Below are 21,631 nucleotides of genomic sequence, written 5' to 3'. Positions count from 1 at the left end.
CGATGGTGGCCGCACATCGCGGCCGTGTGCAGAACAAGGGCATCAATTTCGCTGAAGTCCTTTCGGGGCGATGCTCAGTTGAAGACGTCGACGTACCATTTGCCGTCGACCTCCTGGGTGGTGACGGTCTGGGTGCCGCGTTTGGCCGGCTGAGCCGGCTGCATTACCGACAGATCGACCAGGTAGACCCCGACGGACAGCTCGACGGTGCGGAGGCAATAGCTGGTGCCGATCGGGACCGCGTCGATGACCTTCTGCAGGTCGGGACCGGGCAGCACCGATGAGGTGGAGGTGGCGAGGGCGCGGGCAGCTTCGCCGTTGCGCAGGCTGTAGTACGCATGGTTGAAGGCTGCGATCACGCCTGCGCCGCTCTTCTGATCACCGCGGTCTGCCCGGCAATCCCCGTCCGACGCGGATGTCCTGTCGGTCTGCTCGGGTTCGGGCAAGTTGAGGATGGGCAGCCCATTCTCGTCAACTGCAACGGCGGCGGTGGTTGTGGCTGCCGGAGAGGCGGTTTCACTGTCTCCGCTACGCAGGTGGCTGATGGCCACCCCGCCGGCCACCACGACGGTGACCGCTGCAATGCCGGCCACCGCGTTCTTTCCAAGGCGACGGCCGCGGGGGGACGGTAGAGGAGACCGGGGTGGGGGCGGTGGTGTTGCCGGGCCGCCGGGCGCCATGGTGCGGGCGCCCGGCGGATGGTCGACGGTGGATGGGCTACCGAGAAGGTCGAGTACCGCGGGATGTCGCGGCGTCGATCGGCCGAGGGTCGGCTTCTTCATGGTTGTGCACCCGCCTTCGTGGTTTCAGTTCGCGGTCGGAATGCCGCCGCCGATGGCGCCCGACAACAGGTTTGCGGCCAGGCCGGGCGTGGCGTCGTTGAAGAACGAGGTCAGGGTGCCCTCGACCTGCTCGATGATCTGCTGCCCGCCGGGCTGTGCAGCGACGAAGTCGCGGGCCTGGTGGTCGATCGCGGGCGCGAACTCGACGGTGTCCTGCACGGCCGAGGCGGCTGCCTGCCCGATCGGGCCGGAGTTCTCCCAGTCGGTGAGGACCGTCTCGGTCTGAGCGGTCACGGCTTCGGAGTCGATGTCCGGAACGTCGATCTCCTTCGGTTCACCCTTGTCGCCGGCCGCGATCGGGGTGACCGCGGCCACCGCGATTCCGCCGCCGACCAGGGCCCCGGCAGCGGCGGCGGGGATACCCGCTGCCGCGGCACCGATTCCCGCCCCGGCGGCGGTGCCGACGATCCCGGCGGGCACCCACCCGATTCCGGGAAGGAAGACGGTGCCCGCGGTCATTCCGGCGAGGCCGCCGATGGTGCCACCGACCAGTGCGCCTGCGGTGGCCGCCGCCCCGCCTGCGGTGACTGCGCCGAGGGCTGCTCCGGCCGCTCCGGCAGCGACCTGCGCGGCGGCGATCCGGTCGGCCCGCGAGGTTTCCACACCGATCGACCGCCAACCCGTCGAGACCCCTGCCTGCACCACCGCCATCGTGTTGTTCGTCCGGTCCCGGTCCATGTCGGACACCCAGTTCGGCTGCTTGATGTGCAGCTCACCCAGACGAAGGGTGTCCCGGGGCGCGATGAACGGCTTCGTCGGCTCCACCGGCGTCGGAAGATGCAACTGCTCCCACTGCACCGGTGCGACGTAGTAGTCCTCCGGCGCCACATACGCGTTGGTCTCGTAGTCATAGTTCGGGAGGGGCTGGTACTCGATGTTCTGGTATGCGGCGGGCGGGTCGACCCAGTACACCGGTTCCGCCGGGGTCTCGGGCACGTATGCGGGCTCGGGTGCAGGCGTCGGGGTGGTCGTTCCAGTCTGGGTGTCACCGCCGGTGACCCCTTCCTGGTTGCTGTCGCCGGTGACGCCGCCCTGGATCGGTTCCGCGACCGCGGACGGGGTGAGGGTGAGACCGGAGGCGAGGGCGGCGGTGATCACCGCGAGCATGGTCGCGGCCTGGGTGGCGCTCTGGCGGCGGTGCCGGCCATGGCGGCGAGTGGCGCGGTTGGTGACGGGCATGGTGTAGCTCCTGTTCTGTGGTGCTCGAGAGTCCGACGTGAGCGAAGGATTACGAGCGGATACGGGTGATGGGCTGTGGGCGGGCGATCGAGTGCAATTCGGTGGTGTCGATCAGTCCCCCGGTGGTGGGGTCGATGGTGATCAGCAGCTCGACGACCTTCGCGGCGGCGGCGATCAGCGCTGTTCGGGTCTTCGGCTGGAGTTGCGGGTAGTTGATGCGGCCGCTGTGCAGGAGCCTGTCGTAGGGAATGCGCACGAACCTGTCCGGCGCGATGCCGCCCCTGATGAAGGTCTCCACGTCGTCGAATTCGGTTTCCGGGTCATCGTCGGGCCCTTCGGTGATCAGCATCAGCACTCGGTCGAGAACTTCTGGTGCCACACCCGCCAAGTCATCGATCATGTCGGCGACCGTGCCGGGAATCGTGCCGCGCAGGGGGACAGGAATGACGACGACATCGGCTTCGGTGGCCCACTGCCATGCCGAGGAGTTTGTGTTGTTGCCGGTGTCGACGAGCAGCATCTGTCGGTGTCGGCGCAGGACCGAGGCGAGGGTCTCGCAGGCGTGGCGGTCGATAGCCGCGGCAGCGATCCGCCGGTAGCCGGGCACGATCTCGACGCCGGTGGGCTGTCGGATCGTGAACCTTCCCAGCGCGCTGGCCCGCACTCCGGGGGCTGTCAGCTCTTCGGCGTGTTCGAGGACATCCCATACGTCGGGTCCGTGGTCGGCGCCGACTGCGGCCCGGTCAGCGAGGCCGCCGCCGGAGTCGCTGACGTCGAAGGCGACGATCGAGGTCGCCGGCCGGTACATCGCGAGGGTGTCGGCGATGCCGAGCAACAGCGGTGTCTTTCCGACGCCTCCTTTGGGGTTGAGTACCGCAATCGTCGCGTCGGCGTGCACCTGCCGGCCGATGGTAGCGATAGACCGACTGGTCACAGCGGCGGTGCGGCGTGCGCGTTCCTCGGAGGATCCCGATTTCGGGGGGAGCTTGAAACCGAGCGTGTTGAGGGTGCCGCGCAGTCCTTTGCGGGCGGGCGAAACCACGTCGGGTGAGTCGTCGGGGGTTACGTGCGGCGCGGAGAGCTGCGGGCGCACATCCAGTGGACCCTTGATCGGGTCTGTGACCGGCCCGGTCAGCCGCAGCCCCACCCGGGAAGGCGAAGAGGCATCGACGGGTTGCGGGGCAGCCTCGTAGGCCATCTGTTCGGCCGCCACCACCACCGGCCCACCCCTAGGCGTGAAGACAGGCTCCACAACCGGTCCAGGTGGGGCCTCCGTGATGATCGGCAGGGGCATGCTCGGAGCACGTTCCTCTGCCTTCCCGTCCGGGCCGACGGTCAGGAACCGAGTGTCCTTGGCTGTCCGGTAGACCACCTCGACATCAACGCCCTGAGCCTGCGCCATGTTGTGCAAAAACTCGTGCACAACAGTGGAGAGGGTCTTGCTTTCGTGCGCCTCCAGATTCATTGGAGGCACGTTGGCGTCCGCCAGGGTGGCGCGGGCTGTGGTCTTGGAGGTGATCTCGACATCGACAGTCGGCGTCATCTCTAGCTGACCCCGAAGGCGCTGGCTCCGGACAGCGCGTTGTCCATGTCGTCGACAACGGCCTCGGCCGTCTCCAGCTCGGCAAGGGCCTTGTCACGGGCGCTTCCCTCAGGCAGCGCCTCGATAACGACGCGGCGCTTCGACGAGGCGGCTCGAATCTCTGCGAGCCGGTCGCGGGTCAGCTCCTGCTCCTCGCTGAGCTTGGCCAGCCACGCGGGGACCGAACTCTTGAAGTATTCCCGCAGCGACTTGATGACAGGGTCGTTCGCACCCTTGGCAACGAACGGACCGCGCAGCGCGGCCACATCCTCGGTCGTCGGGGTGATCGACTGGGAGATACGGCGGCTCATGGGTGTTCCCTTTCGGTGATGGTGTTGGTGTAGCTGGGGGTCAGTCTCGGGAGGTGCCCTCGAGGAAATTTGGCGTTACCGCGAGTGGTCATACAGGCGCTCCGACGAGGTCGGGTTCTGGGAGGACGACGACGCCGGTGGCGTCGTAGGTGATGCGGGTCTTCACGCGGCCCGTGCCGACGGTCAGGACGGTTTCGATGACCTCGCCCTTGGTGCCGCGGCGAACATCGACCGAGTCGACGGTGACCGCGACGAGCTCGCCGTTGTCGTCGTCGACGAGGACGGTCATTCCGGCCTCGACTGCGGAGGCCGGAATGACGTCTGAGAAGTCGTCATCGTCGGTGGGCGCGACGTCCACCATCGGTGACGTGGCCGCCCGGTCACCGTCGGTGGCTGTCGTGCCGATGACGATCGGCTCGGGAGCACTGCCGTTGCTCCGTGCCCGCTTGGCGAGAGCACGCTCGGATTCGATGAACGAGGCCAGATCCTGCGAGTAGCAGGTGAACTGCGGGGCCTCGGCGGGCATGAGGCCGTCGATGATCGCCTTCTCGCTCTGGGCGAGCTGGTTCCACTTGTTGGGGTGGCGGTCGACGTTGGGGGTCCACCACATCTGCGCGTCGACGGGGATGCCGTCGTCGCCGAGCGCGATGCCGCGGCCCTTGACGGAAGTGTCGACCTCGCGACCGACGGTCGAGTCGCCCCACATCATCAGCGCGCCATCCTGCGACAAATTGCCAAGGCTGATGCGGGTACCGAAGTTGTCCCGCGCGTTGCCGGAGGCACCACCGAACAGGCTGGCGTCGGGACGCTGCACACCGAGCAACAGCCGGATGCCGGCTGAGCGGGCGAGAACAGCGAGGTCGGCCCACGCACCGAGAGGGTCAAGGTCTTTGATCAGTGCGCGGGTCTCGTCGTCGCCGGTCTTGGCCAACCGCTGCCACTTGCCGGAGAGAATGAAGAACTCGTCGAGGACCGCGATCATCAGTGGTAGCTGCGAGCCCTCGATTTTCATCTGATGGATGTAGGCGTTGCGGGCCATCAGCTCGGCATGCAGTGCGCGCACGAACATCGCCGCGCGCAGTGCGTCGTAGATGATCGCGCCGCAGCCGGGGTAACCCCTCGAGTCCGTCGAGTTCGATCATCTTCGGATCGACGCCGACGAACGGGATTCCCCGGCGGGCCGCTTCGGTGAGCAGGGTACGGATCACCGACGTCTTGCCACCTCCGGTGGGGCCGACGATCAGGCAGTGCGGTTTGTTGGAACTGGTGGAGACGTCCCAGTACATGATTCGGTCCGCGGTACCGGTCGCATACGGCAGGTGCCGCAGGTTCTCATCGACCAATTCGAGCGGATGGTCGACCCGAGGGGGCATCGCGGTCACCAGACGCATCACCAGGTAGCCCTTGTCGGGATACCAGTCGATAGTCCAGTTACGGCCGGACTCGTGCTGCCCTGCCAGGGAGGCGAGGGCTTCCTCGACCTTGAGCTGGAAACCGTTGGCGCCCGCGTTCATCGACTTCTCGAACGCGATCCGGTAGCCGGTCTCGATACCGGCCTCGTCGACAGTATCGACGGTGACCTTCGGGTCCTTGAAGATCGAGGCGCCGTCGAGCGCCGTCTGGAGGACCTTCTGACGGTAGGAGCGGGTATCCGGCTCGATGGCCTCCCGGGCGATGATAATGCGGTCGCGGTGGGCCTCGTGACGTACCTTGACCTCCCATTTTTCACTACTGGGAAACGCCGTATCGATCGCTCGGGACAACTCCTCGAACTGCTTGGGCCGAATGACGGTGCCACGGTGCAGTTTGATCGTCGCGCGTCGGATCACACGCCATCCGGACGGGAACGGCACGGCGATCGCCTTCGGCAGATGCCCGATAGCCTGTCGGACCACCGATTCGAGCATCTGCGACCACTTGTGCACGCGGTGGCGCAAGACGTCGACGATGACGAGAGCGACAGCCGCGACGACGAGCAGCACCCGGTAGCCGTGCAGCTTCGTCAGCATCTCGACGACCGTCTCGTTGGCGGCGGTAGCCGACATGACGCGCTGGGAGTACACAGCAACACCCGCGGCGACGACGGCGATCGGCGAGATCGGGGTGAACCGGCGGATGCGCGTCGGCTGGCCGTCCTCGCCGACCTGGTTGCCACGACCGTCGCCGGAATCGCCGAAGAGGTCGCGCCACGTCGCGACCAACCAGTCTTTGAGTGGGTCGTGATTTCCGCTCACCGCCTGTACCTTTCGATCGTTGCGATCCTGGACGCCCTCCGGGAGGCGTCTTTGAGCACAGTGACAGAAACCCGCGATTTTCCTCAACGGGGTGTCCCCCTCATGTGGCGCACCACGGCGGCGCGACGAACATCGTTCTCGCGCCGGATCTCCAGGTCGGATCGCCGAATCGAATCCTCAACGCATTCAACTCGCGCCCTTGACGGGAGCTCTCACCCTTGCGTTGAACGGTGGTTGCATCGGCCCGTCAACGCTCTTGCCTGGGCGCCCGGTCGCCGCTGATCGACACGCTAGGTCGAGCGCTCATCGGAGCTTTCACCGAGCGCTCTACTGGCACAGTGTGAGGGCGGTCTTCAGCGCTCGTGCGAGCGCTCTTTCGAGCGCTTCGCCACGCGCCTCTGCGGGCGGCTGTGCCAGCTCGATCGAGAGGTGTTGTGAGGGCTGCAGAACGCGTGGACATGCGTAGCGGTGCGCGCTCGCCGACGGCAGTGCTTCTGGCACCGCACATAGCGTTCTACATGGGCGTTCCGAATAACGTTGGCGCTGAGCGCAATTCTGGATTACACTCCCCCCAAGGAACGCCGGGGGGAGTGGCCCTCGGAGGGGGTGGGCGCGGGAGGCGCTTTTTCGAGCGCTCGAATCCACTGCCGAAATCTCTCGCCGAATCCGGCGCCGTTTTCACCGCGCGCATCAGAGCGCTCTCTCCGCGCACCGGCTCACCAACGCTGGATCCGCCCGCTGCGGACTGCCCGTCTCGGCGCGGCCTCCGACGCCGCCTGCACCGCGTACGCGGACCGCCCGACCTCGCGCTTGTGAAAAACCTCGGTGCGTACCCATAGACTCGACGCTCCGTGGCGCCTATACGCGAGTCTCCAACCCTGTGCCCCATAGGGTCCTGATCACCGCAACGACACACGGGCCGCCCCCATCGTGCGAAACACCGCGCGGGGAATCCGCTCACGCGAGCCTGATTACCGGCTGCCCATCGAGGTCGAGTGGTCCGCGCCGCGCCGCCACTGCGCGCCCATCGGAAACGACCTTCCCGATGCCGCACCGCCCCCGTTCACCTGCACCGACGGCCCGACCCCGGCGGGGACACCCCGTTGAGATGAAAAGCGAAATCGACTTACGGTCGTGCGCATCCACATTCAGGGTGCACCGAATCTCAGTGATGGAGAGAGCTCATGTCCCTTACGTCCGCAGTCGTCGATCTTGCGATCACCACCGCCCCGGGTATCGACGTGCTCGCCCAGAACACCGAAGTCACCACCGACACGCTGCGCTCGTGGATCGGCGACAACATCGTTTTCACGATCCTCATCTTGATCGCGTGTGTGGTCCTGATGGGCGGTGCGCAAGGCAAGCTCTCAAGGGTCTTCACGGTCGGCGGGCTGTCGCTCGTCGGTATCGCCTTCTTTTCACTGGCGAGCAGTGAGAGCGCCGCGACTGGTGTTGGTAACTGGCTACTCAGTCTTTTCGGCATCGAGGTGGCCTGACCTACCGTGCCCGATCACCAATCGACGATCGAAGGGAGCCGACCGTGATCGACAACGACGACCTGCTGCACCGGGTGGACCAGCACTACCTCGGCCCGACCGGGTTCACCCTGCCGGTCCGGATTCGGTACGCGTCGCTCGGACTCGGGGCCGCATTCATGGCAACGATCTTCGTCATCGCCCGCGGCATCGTCCACGTGCCGCTAGGGTTCAAGTCCCTCGTCGTAATGGTGGTCATCACTGTCGTGCTCACCGCGCGAGTGACGAAGTTCGTCAACGCCGATCGTCCGGTCCGGTCGGTGGTCCGGGCGGCGTGGAATGACCTGAATGCACCGCGCCCGCCGAAGCCTGGTCAGACCGTCGTACTCCGGCTTCCCGTCATTTCCCGCCCTGCTAGTAGTGCGGGTGCCATCACGCCGATCGAAGGCGAGTCCTCCCGATGACTTTGCAGCCCGACAACGAGATCGCCGCATTGTTCGATCCGAACTTCGACGAGCCGGAGCCGGCCATCGTTCCGCCCGGTGCGTTGCCGCCGTCGTGGGCGGCGGCAATGGCGGCGAACCGATCGGCCACCACACCTGCCCCGGCCCAGGAATTGGCGTGGTCGCAGGCTCCGAACAGCAACATCGCAGCTCCCGCACCGGTCGCGGCCCCCTCCCCCGCAGCTGACGCGGAGCCAGAACCCGCCGCGCATGGCACGCGGCGCGGGAAGAAGCCCGGCCGCCGTGGGGACCCGGACACGGAGGTCACCCGGCAGGTCACAGCGGCGAAGAAGCGCGCGGACCGCGAACGCAAGGCGGTGCGCCTCGGGCTGGTCGGCGTGGAGGGCAACGTCACTCGCACGCGCCGGCAGTCGACGGCATGGTTCGTGCAGCCACCGGGACCGTGGAACATGCGTCCGGTCGGCAAGCAGCGACGCTACATCCAGAACGAGGGCTTGGTTGTGGCGAACCTCGCCGAGTCCGGTGTGACGGGGCTGCACCGGCGGCTGGTGCGCACACCGTGGCCAGTGCGGCAGTGGGCGCAGGCGCATGACGCGTGGGCCGATCCGATCCCGGACGTGCCTGGGGCGCTGTCGTGGGCGGATTACCTGCGCGGACAACAGCACGCGATGCTGTGGGGGAACCCGACGCAGAAGGGCCGCTACTGGGGTGTGGAGCTGCCCCCGCGCTCGGTGCTCGCGCAGGGTCTCGACACGGTCGGCCAGTGGCTGCTTCCGGTCGTCGACTGGCCACTGCTGGGCAGGTTCGCTCAGCTGTGGCGCAAGTGGGCGCGCGATGCATTTCTGGGCGAGCAGAAGGCGATCGCCGATCACCTCTCCACGATCGAGCGGCACCTGTCCGGTCAGGGTGTGAACGCTAAACCCGCAACTCCAGGCCAGATGGATTACCTGTTGCTGCGCTCTGCGACGCTTGGGCTGCCGCTGGATGCGGACGGTGTGATCTCCGGTGCCGGCGACTGGGAGGAATCCGATGTCGCCACACTCGAGGACCTCACCAATCTCGAGCTGACTCCTGGCGACGGCTACACCACGGTGCGCGGGCAGGTCGGCGGCAGGGACTACACCGGCTACGCGATCGTCCTGACAGTCGGGCGTATGGCGCCGCTGCCGATACCGGAGAAGATGCTGCCGTGGCAGGTGATCGGTGATCCGTCTGGGGAACCGCTCGAATGGTCCGAGCGCATCTCGCTCAAGACGAAGGGGCAGACGCTGCGTAGCCTGCGCCGGTTGACGTCGAAGATCGAGGCCCAGTTCGACCACTACACCGTCGAACACGACCAGTCCCCGCCGCAGGAGCTTGCCGAACAGCATGCACTCGCCCAACAGGTGATCTCCGACATCGATGAGGACCATTCGGGCCTGTCGGTGCGCACCGAGGGCTGGTATCGCGTCCTTGTCGTCGGCTCGTCGCCGGAGGAGGCGAAGGAGAAGGTCGCGTTGTTGCAGGAGATGTACGCGCCGCGGATTCGCCTGGAACAGGAGCACGGCCAGTACCAGCTGCTGCGCGAGTTCGTCCCGGGCGAGCCGCTGGCGAACATCGCGCACTGCCGGCGGATGAACGTCGAGGCACTGTCGGCGGGCATGGCTGCGGTCGGTGACCGGATCGGTGACCGCACCGGCGTGGTGGTGGGACAAACTGCGTCGATCGCCCCGCGGCCCGCGGTGTGGGATCTGTTTGCCGCGCACGAGAAGAAGCACAAATCGGGTCTGACGCCGATCGTCGCTGTGCCCGGCTCGGGTAAAACGTTCCTCGCGGGTTTGCTTGTCTACCAGGCAGTGCGTGCGGGTGCCTACGGTGTGGTCCTCGACCCGTCCGGGCCGCTGAAGAAGCTTGCGCAGCTGCCCGAGTTTCGGGGCATCGCCGAGGTGCAGGCCCTGACAGGGCGCACCTCTCGTCCGGGATCGCTCAACCCGTACCGGGTGATCGTCGACCCCCGGCGCGAGGACCCGGAATACGACCCGATGAGCCCGGACTACGCCGACGACACCGATCCGGTCGCAGCAGCGCAGTCACAGTACGAGGCGGATCTACGAGCCGCGGAGGCGGAGCGGATCTCGGTGGCGGTGTCGGTGCTGAAGATGATGCTCCCACCCTCGCGGCTCGAACATCAATGGACCGAGACGGTTCTACAGACTGCCGCGAACATGGTCGGCGGCCAGCGCAACCACAACCTGAGCGAAGTCCTCACCGCCATCGCCACGATCGGCGAAGGCAAGGGAGAGACCAACGTCGACCTGATTTCCTGCGCACGGTCCATCCACCAGGACCTGGCGATGATGTCCCAGCTCGCCGAGGCCCGCGTGCTCTTCCCGGAGGAGGGAACCATCGGCGACGGCGAGACCGGCGACCGCAACGTGCGCCTGACGGTCCTGACAATGCCGGGCCTGCAACTGCCCCCGACGGGCACCGACCCGGCTCAGTGGACCCCGCAGCAACGGATGGCCGGCCCGCTCATGCATATGGCGGCGTGGATGGCGAACCGGCTCATCTACGAGCTGCCGCGTTACGAACGCAAGGTCCTCTTTCTCGATGAAAACAAGTACCTCGAGCAGACCGGCGCCGGACGCACCCTGAACCTGCGGATCGCCCGCGACAGCCGGAAGTACAAGGTTCGTGCGCTGGTGTGCTCGCAGCTGCCCGACGACTACCTCGGCGTCGACGGCACCGACGACAAGTCCGCGCTGACGTACGAGGTGATCATCGGTGACCTCGGCGGCAACGCCCATGCGATCGAAGGCGCGCTCAAGCTGCTCAACCTTCCCCTCGGCGAGGGCTACGAGTCACTACTGGCCGGTCTCGGGGGCGGCGGCGAGGACACTCTCGACGAGGACACCGACACCGAGCACCTGGACCAGGCCCGCCGGTTCATCGTGAAGATGGCCGACGACATCGAGCTGATCCGTTCGGACTGGACGCATTACGTGCATCTGGCCCATGTGTTCGACGCCCTGGACTCGCGAGCGACCCGCACGGCGATGGGGGGTGCGGCATGAGCCCGCTGCGGCCCCGAGCCGCACAGATGGACCGTTCCCCTTCCCCGCGCCGCTTCCGGTGGCGTACAGGGATCGTGGGGCGCGTCCTGGTGGTGCTGATGATGGCCACGGTGTCGCTGATCGGACTCGGTGGCACCGTCGCATCGGCCGGCGGATTCGACTGCCAGGACGTGCCCTCGCCGGAGTTCCCGAACGAAGTCATCGAAACAACCTTCGACTCGACCAGCGCCGATCTGCCGGCCACCGGCGGCACCGGCTATCAGACCTATGGGTGGGCCGGGCTCAAGTGGCACACCTACGACCTTGGTTGCGGCGCCGACCTGGTCAAGGCACCAGGTGCAGTCGGCGACACCACCCTGGGCAATACCTTTTTGACCATCGGCAAGTCGATGGCGGCCGCCGCGTTCTGGCTCGACGACCAGACCAAGACCGGCCAGGACGCCACCGAGGCCGGGGTAACTCCCGCGCTCGAGCGGTTCGACCAGATCGTCTTCTCGATCACCGAAGGCATGCGAGGCCTCTACGGGCAGTGGGTCGGTATCGGCCTGGTCATCGTGGCCGCGATCATCCTGTGGAAAGCCCTGAAAGCCGACGCGGCCGGGGTCACGAAGACAGCGGCGATCTCGGCGGCGGGGCTCGCGCTCGGAGCGTTGATGGTCGGGGCTCCACAGAAGGCGCTCCAAGTTGCCGACGAGACGTTCGGGGCGCTGATCACCGAGACGCAAGACCAGATCTTCGCGGTGCAGTTCGGCGACGACGGGGGCACGCTCGCTGCCGGCGGCACTGACCCACGCAACGTGCTAATTGACAAAATCTTCCTTCCAGACTGGCGCAAGGGATGGTTCGGCACCAACTACGACCCTGAGGACAAAGCTGGCCTCGGTGTGAAGCTCCGAGACTCACTGGCATTCACCTATGACCAGCAGAACGCGGTGAAGGACGATCCGAAGGCGCAGGCGCAGCTCGCCGAGGAGAAAGCCGACCAGTTCCGGGAGATCGTCACCGATCTCGAAACCGACTACCAGCTCTCCTACTACCAGTTCCAGGGCAAGGACTCGGGCCGCACATCCACCGGTTTCATGGGCATGATCAAGCTAGCCATGCCGTCATTGCTGTGGATCGGCGCGTCCCTGCTGAAACTCACTGCGCTGCTCGCGATTCGGTTCACTGTCCTGTTCGCCCCGATCTGGATTCCCGTCGCGATCGCCTACGGCGGGTGGCTTGCCCGCGTGATGCGCATGCTCGCCTCGGCCTACATGTGGGGCGTGGCCGGCGCAGTGATCGTCGCGCTCTACCTGATGGCACTGGTCCAGCTCTACGCCGATTCGAACGGGGTCGTCGACGGGTCCTGGCGACTGTGGTTCATGGTGCTGCTGACCGTCGTGTGCTGGGCGATCATGAGGCCGTTCAAACGGATGAGCCAGACGTTCACACAGAACAGCGCGAGCATGGTCAACCGCAAAGCCCGAAGCGCCAAGAAGTCCATCAAACGCAAGGCATTCGACGCTGCGAGCTTCGCGGTCGGTGGGCCGGCGCAGGCGATCGCGGAGAAGGCCGCCGAGCGCTTCGCCCGTCGCGGCCGCGACGGACACGAGGACGACGACGGGGCGACCACGATCACTCGGCCCGAGGGTCGCGCACTGGGCAACCGCCGCCAGCAGGCGCTCACTCAGTCGCGTGCGGATGCCCGGAAGGCGCAGGGGCTGGGCCAGGCCGCACGCCTGGGACAGACGTCCGACCCCGCGATCGAGCGCGATGCACGTATCGCGGGGATCGCCGCCGTGGCGAGCCGCGACATTGCCCGCGGCAAGGGCGGGGTCGACGACAGAGACGCCGACCGCGCAATAAGATCTGGCGCCGCGGCGTGGAAATTCTTCGACCAGAACGAGGCCGACAACCGCGTCCAGGAACGGCGGGCCCGCAGAGAACTGCTGACCGCCAGCGTCGGGCAGCGGTGGGACGGCGGCGACCGCTCGGCCATCGCGCCAATGAAGGTCTACACCCCCACCCGCGACCAGCGAGGGACACCTCGCCCCACCGCGTCCTCACCGCACCGCCCACCGGCGAAGGCGTCGCCGAACGCGAAGGTATGGAACGCCGCCGTCCCGGCCCGCACGACACCTGAGGACCGGTACATCTAATGTCGGCATCTGGACCCAACCCTGTCCTCGCACCGATTCGCCGATGGGTGCTCTACTCCCGCACCCACTTGGCGATCACGGTGGCCGGCGCCGTTGCGTTGCTGTTCGCTGCCGGCGCGGTCTTCGGAGAGCCCCTTCCGCCGCGGGCGGTCGCTCATGAGGCTGACACCACCGGGGAACCGGTCACGCCCGCGGAGACGATCAGCTACGACCTAGACGAAGTGACCGAGTCCCTGGTCGCCGCAAAGACCGCAACCTGGGCCGCCTCGAGCGCACCTGCCACAGCGATGGCCTACGCGCACGCCTTCGTCAACACAACACCGTCGGATTCGCTGTGGGCCACTACTATCGGCCGACACACCGCCGACAAGCCGGGAGAGCACGTGGTAGCGGCCAGGCCGCGGACCCCGGTGGCCATTACCGGCCCCACGGTCAGCACGCTCACCGACGGGCCCGACGGCACGAAGGCCGCGCGGGTGACCATTCCGACGCAGGCCGGGGCCCTTCGGATCACGGTCACCGTCGACGAGGCCAACGGTGAGAAGCGGTGGGTGGTCGACACTCCCCTACCGACCCTCGACCTCTCCGAGGTCGAGAACATCGCCCCGCCGACCACAGCCACTCCGCGCACCTCGACACCATCGACCACCACCGCGACCGCGACCGCGACCGCGACCGCGACCGCGACCGACACCACACTGCCGCAGCCGATACCGACCTCGAGCCCGTCAACGACGCCGCAGCCGACGGTCGATCTTGATGAGCCGACGACCGCAAGCCGCGGAAACGACCCGACGCCGGTTCCCGGACCGATTCCGATCCCGGAACTCGACACCCCGATCCCGGGGGGACGGTGAACATCCGCCGCGCACGGTCGGCGCTGCTGCTCACCAGCGCCATCAGCATCCTGATCGGGACATCGGCCTGCTCGCTGGGCGCACCGGTCATCCCGAGAGATCCGTGCCGGACCGTGAGATCCGACAGCACCGACGGCGTCGGGTCGATCACCGACAACCTGACACTGACCGTGTCAGGACCAATCCGTCTGCCGGTCGAACCCGGGGCCACCACGTTCACCTCCGGATTCGGTGAACGCTGGGGAGCTCAGCATCAAGGTGTAGACCTCGCCGGGCCGGTCGGCACAAAGATCCTCGCCGCGCTCGACGGCAACGTCGTCAAGGCTGGGGACTCCGGTGAAGGACCCGGGTTCGGGTTCGAGAACTGGGTGGTCATCGACTCGAACGTCGATGGCAAGCCCGTGAGCACCGTCTACGGCCACATGTTCGCCAATGGAATTCACGTCAAGCCGGGCCAGCAGGTCAAGGCTGGCGAACACATCGCCGATATTGGCAACGCCGGCGGTTCCACGGGCCCGCACCTGCACTTCGAGTACTGGCAGGGCGGCCGGTTGCAGGGCGGAACAGCCCTCGACCCCGTCACGGTCCTGCCCGACATCGCCGAACAGAACGGCACCGGCGGAGGCGACCTCGACACCGTCAGTAACAGTCCCGTTCAACTCGTGGCCGCATCCCGGTCGACGGCTGACTGCTCGGGTTTCGGCATGGCCGGCGGTGGCGAGCTGGCATTCGGGATCGTGCCGGCCGAGTTCGAGCCGTGGCTACGTCGCGCCGGCAGTGTCTGCCCTCAGATCGACGCTCCGTTGCTCGCCGCTCAGCTACAGCAGGAGAACGGATTCCGGCATGGCGCCGATGCTCCGGTGTCATCGACCGGAGCGCTGGGCCCTGCACAGTTCATGCCCGGCACCTGGGCAACGTGGGGTAAGGACTACGACGAGGACGGGAAGGTCGACCCGAACTCCATCGGAGACGCGGTGATGTCGCAGGCGCACTTCATGTGTGCCCTGTACCACGATGTTTCCGGCTACATCACCGACGGGAAGGCCAAGGGCGACCCGATCGAACTGACGCTTGCGGCCTACAACGCCGGTCCCGGCGCCGTGCTCGAGTTCGGCGGTATCCCGCCCTTCGCTCAGACCGAGAACTACGTCCCCACGATCATGCAGGCCCGAGCGCAGTTCACCAATCCCAATGCCCGCGGTCGCTTCATCCCGAACACCTCCGGTGACAGTAGCCAAGTCGTCACGGCCGCTCGCGAATATCTCGGCACCCCGTACGTGTGGGGTGGCGGCGGAACCGGCGGACCATCCGGCGGTGGGTTCGACTGCTCAGGTCTGACCTCCTACGCGGTGCACGCGGCCAGCGCAGGCAAGGTCTCCCTCCCCCGCACGTCCGAGCAGCAGTGGGGTGTCGGCATCGAGATCCCGATCGATCAGGCCAAGCCCGGCGACCTCGTCTTCGGAAGCTGGGGCCCGAACGGGCCTGGACACGTGGGCGTCTACTCCGGCAACGGCCAGATGGTCCACGCACCCACGACCGGCGACGTCGTCAAGGAAGCCGCAGTCCAGGCAGGGATGAAAGCACGTCGCGTGATGTAGGGTGACATGCTATCTCCGCAGGTGTAGGTTCTCACGCTACTTTTCGCCCTTCTCACGATTCTGTCGCCAACTCGTCGTCGGCAAACCGGATATCCAACGAACCTCCAGGTCAGCGACTTATGCGTATGGGGAGGAAGGATCCGCCGAGCAGTGGAAGCTGGCCCTTGTCAGGGGAAAGCGACATTTTGATGAGAAAAGCCACCGACAGAACGGTGAGAAAGCTACACGAAACCGCAGGTCACGAGACGACTCGGCGACACGTACGACGATAACCTACAGCAGGTACAAGTGCTGAAGTAACCTTTCGCCCTCTCACCGTGTCCTGTGCTGTGACAGTCGATCGTCCTTTTTGTCAGTGAATCTTGCTCGTTCCCGTTTCTCTGCCAGTACAGTTTGCTCGGTCTGTTATTGCTGGGGAGTAGGGGTGGGTTCGTGGGCTGTCGTGTCGTGACGCTGGTGGGGTGCCCTTGGGGACCAGGCCGGTTGCCACCGGCTGGGGAGGAACGGCTGGGCGAGCGCTGATCAGGTGGGCGACGCTGTGGTGGCGTTGGATCGTGTTCGGGCCGACGATTTCGGGTTCACGCTGGGTCTGCGCGATGCAGTGGGCGGGGATCGATTGGTGCGGCTGGGGCAGTGCGGTCACTTGACGCTGGAGCAGGCCGCGCCGGTGCGGACGTTCCGCTGGTCGCGTGGGCTCGGTCATTTCCCGGGGTGGTGGTGGTCGGTGACAACCGGCCACCACGTGGGCTACGAGTCCTGGTTGGAACGCGATCACGTCCGCGCGCTCGATTACGACCGGGACGTCGTCGGCCTCGCGTCGCAGCCGTTCTGGCTGCACTGGAACGATGGCAGACGCAAGCGCCGCCATGCCCCGGACTATTTCGCTCGCTTGGCCGACGGGTCGGGAGTGGTGATCGATGTCCGCGCCGATGACGCGATCGAGCCGAAGGACGCCGAAGCGTTCGCGGTCACGGCGCAGGCGTGTGAGCAGGTCGGCTGGCGGTATCGGCGAGTGGGGGTCTTGGATCCGGTGCTGGCGGGGAACCTGCGGTGGCTGGCACGGTACCGGCATCCGCGGTGCGCCGGCGGGGCCGAGATCGGGCAGCGGCTGCGGGAGGTGTTTGCGTCATCGGCGCCGCTGCTGGCGACCGCAGAGCGGGCCGGAGACCGGATCGCGGTGCTGCCAGCACTGTTTCACCTGATGTGGCAGCAGGAGCTGGTGGCCGATCTGGCGGCCGCCCGGTTGGGCCCGACCACGCTGGTGACGACTGTGGGTTCCGTCGGTGGTGCTCGGTGAGCGGGGGCTCCGCGCCTCGGCGGCCTGCAAGGCTGTCGATCGGTGATCGCGTGCGGCTGGCGGGAACGTTGCACACGGTGATCGCGGTATCTGGAACACGGATACAGCTGGCGGACACCGGCGGTCAAGTCACCGCGGCCGGTCTGACCGATCTATTGGCGGCCGGAGACTTCGAGGCGGTGAGTGCGCCGGCGCAGGCTCCGGTTCCCCCGTCCACGCTGTTGGACGGTTTGCCGGAAGCTGTGGCGGCGGAGGCGTTGTGGTGGGAACAGCACATCGTCGAGGTGTTGCGCGGGATCCCGCCGCAGGCCCCGGCGGGGACCAGGCCGAAACCGGAGTACGACCCGGAGCGGGTGTCGCTGACCCGCCGGGAGCAGGCCAAGGCCGCGGAGCTGACCGGGGCCGGTCGTCCGGTGACCGCGAGCGCGATCACCAAACGCCGACGCCGCTACGAAGCGCGCGGGCTGGCCGGGATGGTCGATCATCGGATCGACAAGCCTGTCACTGCGCACGGTCGGGCCGATCCGCTGGTGGTGGAGGCGCTGCAGCAAGCGATTGCCGAGGCGACGCAGGAGTCCTCCCGCACGGCCACCTACCTGTTCTGGCGGACCGGCCAGATCCTGGAGGCCGCCCACGGTCCGGGCGCCGTTCGGTTGCCATCGCAGCGCAGCCTTTACCGGTTGTTGGAGAAGCTGTCGGCGGGCAAGCACACCACCGGATCGGCTCGCACCCGCCGGTCGCTGGCCGATCGCCCGGACGGGCCGTTCGGCGAGGCGGACGCGTGGGCGCCGGGTGAGGTGATGCAGATCGACTCCACCCCGCTGGACGTGCTGGTCCGCCTGGACGACGGCGTCGTGGGCCGGATCGATTTGACCGGAATGATCGATGTCGCGTCCAGGACCGTGACCGCGGCGGTGTTGCGTCCGACGACCAAATCTGTGGACGCGAGCGTGCTGCTGGCCCGCACCGTCACGCCTGAACCGATGCGGCCGGGCTGGTCGCAGGCGCTGGCGATGTCGCGGTCGGCGCTGCCGTTCGAGCGGCTGCTGGACATCGATGCCCGTATGCAGCACGCCGCGGCCCGGCCGGTCGTCATTCCCGAGACGATCGTGGTCGATCAGGGAAAGGTGTTCATCTCCCGCAACTTCCGGGCCTCCTGCAACTTCCTGGGCATCAACTTCCAGCCCGTCCACGACGCATCCGGTTGGGAAAAGGGGCATATCGAGCGGATGCTCGGCTCGGTCGGCACGCTGTTCGCCCAGTTCGTCGCGGGCTACACCGGATTCAACGCCGAACGCCGGGGCCGCCACGTCGAGCAGCAAGCAGTGTGGTCGGTGATGGAGTTGCAGGAACTGCTGGACGAGTGGCTCGTGGCAGCCTGGCAGAACCGGCCCCACGAGGGGCTTCGTGACCCCGTCCATCCGGGACGGATGTTCAGCCCGAACGAGAAATACGCCGCGCTCGTCGAAACCGCAGGCTATGTCCCGGTGGCATTGTCGGCGGACGACTACGTCGAACTGCTGCCCGCGACCTGGCGGGCGATCAACGCCTACGGCGTGAAGCTCAGCCATCGCACCTACGACGACCAAGCCCTGAACCCGTTGCGGCACCAGCGATCCGGCATGACCAATCATCGGGATCTCTGGGAGATCCATTACGACCCCTACGACGTCTCACGCATCTGGGTCCGCAACCACTGGAAGGGCGGCTGGATCACCCTGTTCTGGAAGCACCTGCACCGCGTCGCAGCACCGTTCGGGGAACTGGCCTGGGACCACACGCACCGCGCCCTGCCGGCCGCGACCGAAGAAGAAGTGGCCGACGCTGTCGCCGACCTGCTGAAACGGGCCCACCAAGGACCTTCCGACAGTGATGGAAGGAGCTCGGCGAAACTCAGCCGCCGGGACCGCCGGGTCGCCGCGCGCACCAAGGCCAGCTCACCGGCTGCCCCTATACAACCGCAGCCCGCACCGCGAGAGAGCATCGACGAGGAACCGGACCCGGTTCGCACCACTCGTCCGGGCAAGGGCGCCAAGGTGATACCGCTGCCGATCTTCGACCCCTTCACCGAGGCGGACAAACGATGGTGACCCGAACCGGATCCGATGAGGAATCCGGTGATGGCGATTACGGACACCTGCAGCTGACCACGCTGGACGGGTGGCGCAGCTTCGTCACCGAGATGCACACCGCGCCGAACCTGCTGCCCACAGCGATGTGGACGGGCCTGCCCGAGGACAAACGCGACTACTACGACGACGATCGCATCAATCACCATTCCCGGTTGCTGGTGGTCCAGACACCCACGATCCGCCAGGTCATCACCTCCGGTCGCCGCCTGGTCCAGCTGAACCGCAACGCCCACTACGGGCGATGCGGCCTGATGGTGTCCGGGCCCGCCAGAACCGGTAAGACCACCGCCCTGACCCAGCTCGGCAAGACCGTCGAGGTGATCCACCGGCGGCGCCACCCCCACGCCGCGGACGACATTCCCGTCATCTACATCACCATCCCACCCGCCGCCACCCCGAAGATGATCGTGATGGAGTTCGCGCGGTTCTTCGACCTGCCGATCTCGCGGCGCGCCAACATCACCGACATCGCCGACGCGGTCTGCGGCGTGAGCCGTGACGCCCGCGTCACCCTGGTCGCAGTCGACGAACTCCATAACCTCAACACCCGCACCCGCGCGGGCGCCGAAGCATCCGACACCTTGAAATACCTGAGCGAGAGGGTCCCCGCCACGTTTGCATATGCCGGGATCAGCCTCGACCGCACCGGGCTGCTGTCCGGCACCCGCGGCGAGCAGATCGCCGGCCGGTTCGGCATGGTCCGCACCAGCCCGTTCAGCCAGGACCAGCAATGGACCGCGCTCATCGCCGCCTTGGAAGACAGTCTGCGACTACATCAGCATCGGCCTGGATCGCTGACCGAACTCGACCGCTACCTGCACAGGCGCACCCACGGAATGATCGGAAGCCTGCTCTGGCTGATCCGCAGTGCGGCCATTAATGCCGTCCTCGACGGCACCGAGAAGATCACCAAGAAGTCCCTGGATGCCGTCGACGCCGACATCGCCTCCGAATCCCCGGCCCCTCCCGTCGGATAAGAGGCGATGCCCAACATGCTGCCCCGAGATCGAGCCGAGCTGATACTCGCCCTGGGCAGGGCCGGATGGTCGGTGAGCGCCATCGCGGGGCAGCTCGGTTACAGCCCGACGACGATCCGCTCTTACCTGACCGGGCGCAAGACGCCCGGAGTTCGAACCGCACGCCCCCGCCTGCTCACCGGTGCCCTGGCCGACTACAGCCGCCAGCGCCTCACCGAAGACCCGCAGCTACGGCCCCACGCCCTGTTCAACGAGTTGAAAGAACTCGGATTCCAAGCCAGCAAAGCGACCTTCTACCGCGAGATACAGCAGCTCAGGCAACCCAGCGGACAGCCGACTCACCCGAACCAGGATCTTCTCGACCTGGTCAGCCGATCGCGCCTGCTCACCGATGCTCTGGCCGACTACGGCCGTCTGCGCCTCACCGAGGACCCGCAGCTACGGCCCAACGCCCTGTTCAACGAGTTGAAGGAACGCGGACTCAATGCCAGTAAAGCGACCTTCTACCGCGAGTTACAACAGTTCCGGCAACCCGTCGAACAGCCGGCTCTCCCTCGCCCACTCGGCCGTCCGGGCGAGCACACGGTCGTGCTGCCGCGACCGATCGCACCGATCACAGGGGAATCTCTGAGCTCCTACCTGCCTCGGCTCGCCCAAGCCAACCACCTCACCCTCGCCGAAGTCCTGGCCGCACTGCCGTCCTGGTTCTCCACGAAAATCAACAACCCCGACGAACTCTCCCAGCACCACATGCTCGTCCCCGCGACCACCGACGCGCTAAACGCACTCGCTCGTCTCGCCAGAACAACCCCACAACGCCTTGCCGGGGCACTACCAGCCTTCGGCGCCACCCACACCCGCGGACCGGTCCGCGCTACCACCGCCTGCCGCTACTGCACAGCCCGCCGCGGCGTCAGTGACCCAATCCCCGTTCACCTACCTGTTCACCTGAAAGTCTGCACGCACCATGGCATCTGGCTCAGCGATACTCGTCAGCCCAACCTCGACGTCACCGTCTGCCCCGAAATCATCACAGCCCAGCATCGCGCCAACCGGCTCCTGCGCCGATACACACCCCAGCAGCTCGTTCTCGCTCACGAAATCGCCGTCACGGCCATCCCGTCCTGGCCGACGACTCAGGCCGCCATCCCACGCCACTGGAGACACCGACTGCTCACCCTCCAGACCGTCAACCAACACCGCGGCATCGGCACCGACCACGAGGCCTACACACGCGCAGCGAAATACCCCGACGCCATCGCCCTCGTTCCCGGGATCCTCAACATCCGAGCAAACGAGCAAGATCCAATGGCAAAGTCACCCGATCCCAGAGCTCCCCGACAACCTTGACCAGCACTCGGTTTGCCACTCAAATTTCCCTACCGCAGGTCAGGGCGCACACATCAAGGACGATTCGCTGACACAGGACACACCGATTTTCGTCAATCTCGCGTATGCGCAACAGAATGCTCGCAGCTCAAACGGTACT

General features: G+C 66.6%; 14 protein-coding genes and 1 pseudogene. 10 read left to right on the top strand and 5 right to left on the bottom strand.

Annotated features, from left to right (window positions below; genetic code table 11):
- Positions 1 to 74: 74 nt before the first annotated feature.
- The 5 genes and pseudogenes from HYG77_RS37605 to HYG77_RS37585 form a co-directional block, all read right to left on the bottom strand.
- Positions 75 to 782, bottom strand: coding sequence for a hypothetical protein (locus tag HYG77_RS37605; RefSeq protein WP_122975598.1), 708 nt, complete (start codon positions 780 to 782; stop codon positions 75 to 77).
- A gap of 24 nt (positions 783 to 806) precedes the next feature.
- Positions 807 to 2,021 (bottom strand): insoluble domain protein, encoded by a 1,215-nt coding sequence (locus tag HYG77_RS37600; protein ID WP_159929193.1) that lies wholly within the window; start codon positions 2,019 to 2,021, stop codon positions 807 to 809.
- 49 nt (positions 2,022 to 2,070) lie between these two features.
- On the bottom strand, positions 2,071 to 3,564 hold the full coding sequence (locus HYG77_RS37595) for a ParA family protein (protein WP_063786591.1): 1,494 nt from the start codon (positions 3,562 to 3,564) through the stop codon (positions 2,071 to 2,073).
- A 2-nt stretch (positions 3,565 to 3,566) separates the two neighbouring features.
- Positions 3,567 to 3,914, bottom strand: coding sequence for a hypothetical protein (locus tag HYG77_RS37590; protein WP_054246128.1), 348 nt, complete (start codon positions 3,912 to 3,914; stop codon positions 3,567 to 3,569).
- 88 nt (positions 3,915 to 4,002) lie between these two features.
- Positions 4,003 to 6,148, bottom strand: a pseudogene (locus HYG77_RS37585) (FtsK/SpoIIIE domain-containing protein).
- 1,184 nt (positions 6,149 to 7,332) lie between these two features.
- Here HYG77_RS37585 and HYG77_RS37580 point away from each other — a divergent pair.
- The 10 genes from HYG77_RS37580 (at position 7,333) to HYG77_RS37530 (ending at position 21,492) form a co-directional block, all read left to right on the top strand.
- Positions 7,333 to 7,644 carry a hypothetical protein gene (locus HYG77_RS37580; RefSeq protein ID WP_054246130.1) on the top strand — a complete coding sequence of 104 codons (312 nt, stop codon included), beginning with the start codon at positions 7,333 to 7,335 and terminating at the stop codon, positions 7,642 to 7,644.
- A gap of 44 nt (positions 7,645 to 7,688) precedes the next feature.
- Complete coding sequence (locus HYG77_RS37575; protein WP_054246131.1) at positions 7,689 to 8,087, top strand: hypothetical protein; 399 nt, start codon at positions 7,689 to 7,691, stop codon at positions 8,085 to 8,087.
- The gene (locus HYG77_RS37570; RefSeq protein ID WP_054246132.1) at positions 8,084 to 11,140 is read left to right on the top strand and encodes an ATP-binding protein; all 3,057 of its coding nucleotides are present in this window, start codon (positions 8,084 to 8,086) and stop codon (positions 11,138 to 11,140) included. The genes HYG77_RS37575 and HYG77_RS37570 overlap by 4 nt, the downstream gene beginning before the upstream one ends.
- Complete coding sequence (locus HYG77_RS37565) at positions 11,137 to 13,281, top strand: hypothetical protein (RefSeq protein WP_054246133.1); 2,145 nt, start codon at positions 11,137 to 11,139, stop codon at positions 13,279 to 13,281. Before HYG77_RS37570 ends, HYG77_RS37565 begins: the two co-directional genes overlap by 4 nt.
- Positions 13,281 to 14,138: a hypothetical protein gene (locus HYG77_RS37560; protein WP_208964463.1), complete on the top strand. Its 858-nt coding sequence runs from the start codon at positions 13,281 to 13,283 to the stop codon at positions 14,136 to 14,138. Before HYG77_RS37565 ends, HYG77_RS37560 begins: the two co-directional genes overlap by 1 nt.
- Entirely contained in the window at positions 14,135 to 15,736 is a 1,602-nt protein-coding gene (locus HYG77_RS37555; protein ID WP_054246135.1) for a peptidoglycan DD-metalloendopeptidase family protein, read from the top strand. Before HYG77_RS37560 ends, HYG77_RS37555 begins: the two co-directional genes overlap by 4 nt.
- 526 nt (positions 15,737 to 16,262) lie before the next feature.
- Positions 16,263 to 17,033, top strand: a complete 771-nt coding sequence (locus tag HYG77_RS37550) for a TnsA-like heteromeric transposase endonuclease subunit (RefSeq protein ID WP_054246136.1) — start codon at positions 16,263 to 16,265, stop codon at positions 17,031 to 17,033.
- A gap of 50 nt (positions 17,034 to 17,083) precedes the next feature.
- Entirely contained in the window at positions 17,084 to 19,123 is a 2,040-nt protein-coding gene (locus tag HYG77_RS37545; RefSeq protein WP_244461585.1) for a Mu transposase C-terminal domain-containing protein, read from the top strand.
- A complete protein-coding gene (locus HYG77_RS37540) occupies positions 19,117 to 20,142 on the top strand; it encodes a TniB family NTP-binding protein (RefSeq protein ID WP_054246138.1) in 1,026 nt (341 codons plus the stop codon). The genes HYG77_RS37545 and HYG77_RS37540 overlap by 7 nt, the downstream gene beginning before the upstream one ends.
- A gap of 6 nt (positions 20,143 to 20,148) precedes the next feature.
- On the top strand, positions 20,149 to 21,492 hold the full coding sequence (locus HYG77_RS37530; RefSeq protein WP_054246139.1) for a TniQ family protein: 1,344 nt from the start codon (positions 20,149 to 20,151) through the stop codon (positions 21,490 to 21,492).
- Positions 21,493 to 21,631 lie beyond the last annotated feature (139 nt).

The sequence above is a fragment of the Rhodococcus sp. ZPP genome (assembly GCF_017656075.1).
GTDB classification, from domain to species: Bacteria; Actinomycetota; Actinomycetes; order Mycobacteriales; family Mycobacteriaceae; genus Rhodococcus_F; species Rhodococcus_F oxybenzonivorans.
This window is presented reverse-complemented; position numbering and strand designations above follow the sequence as displayed.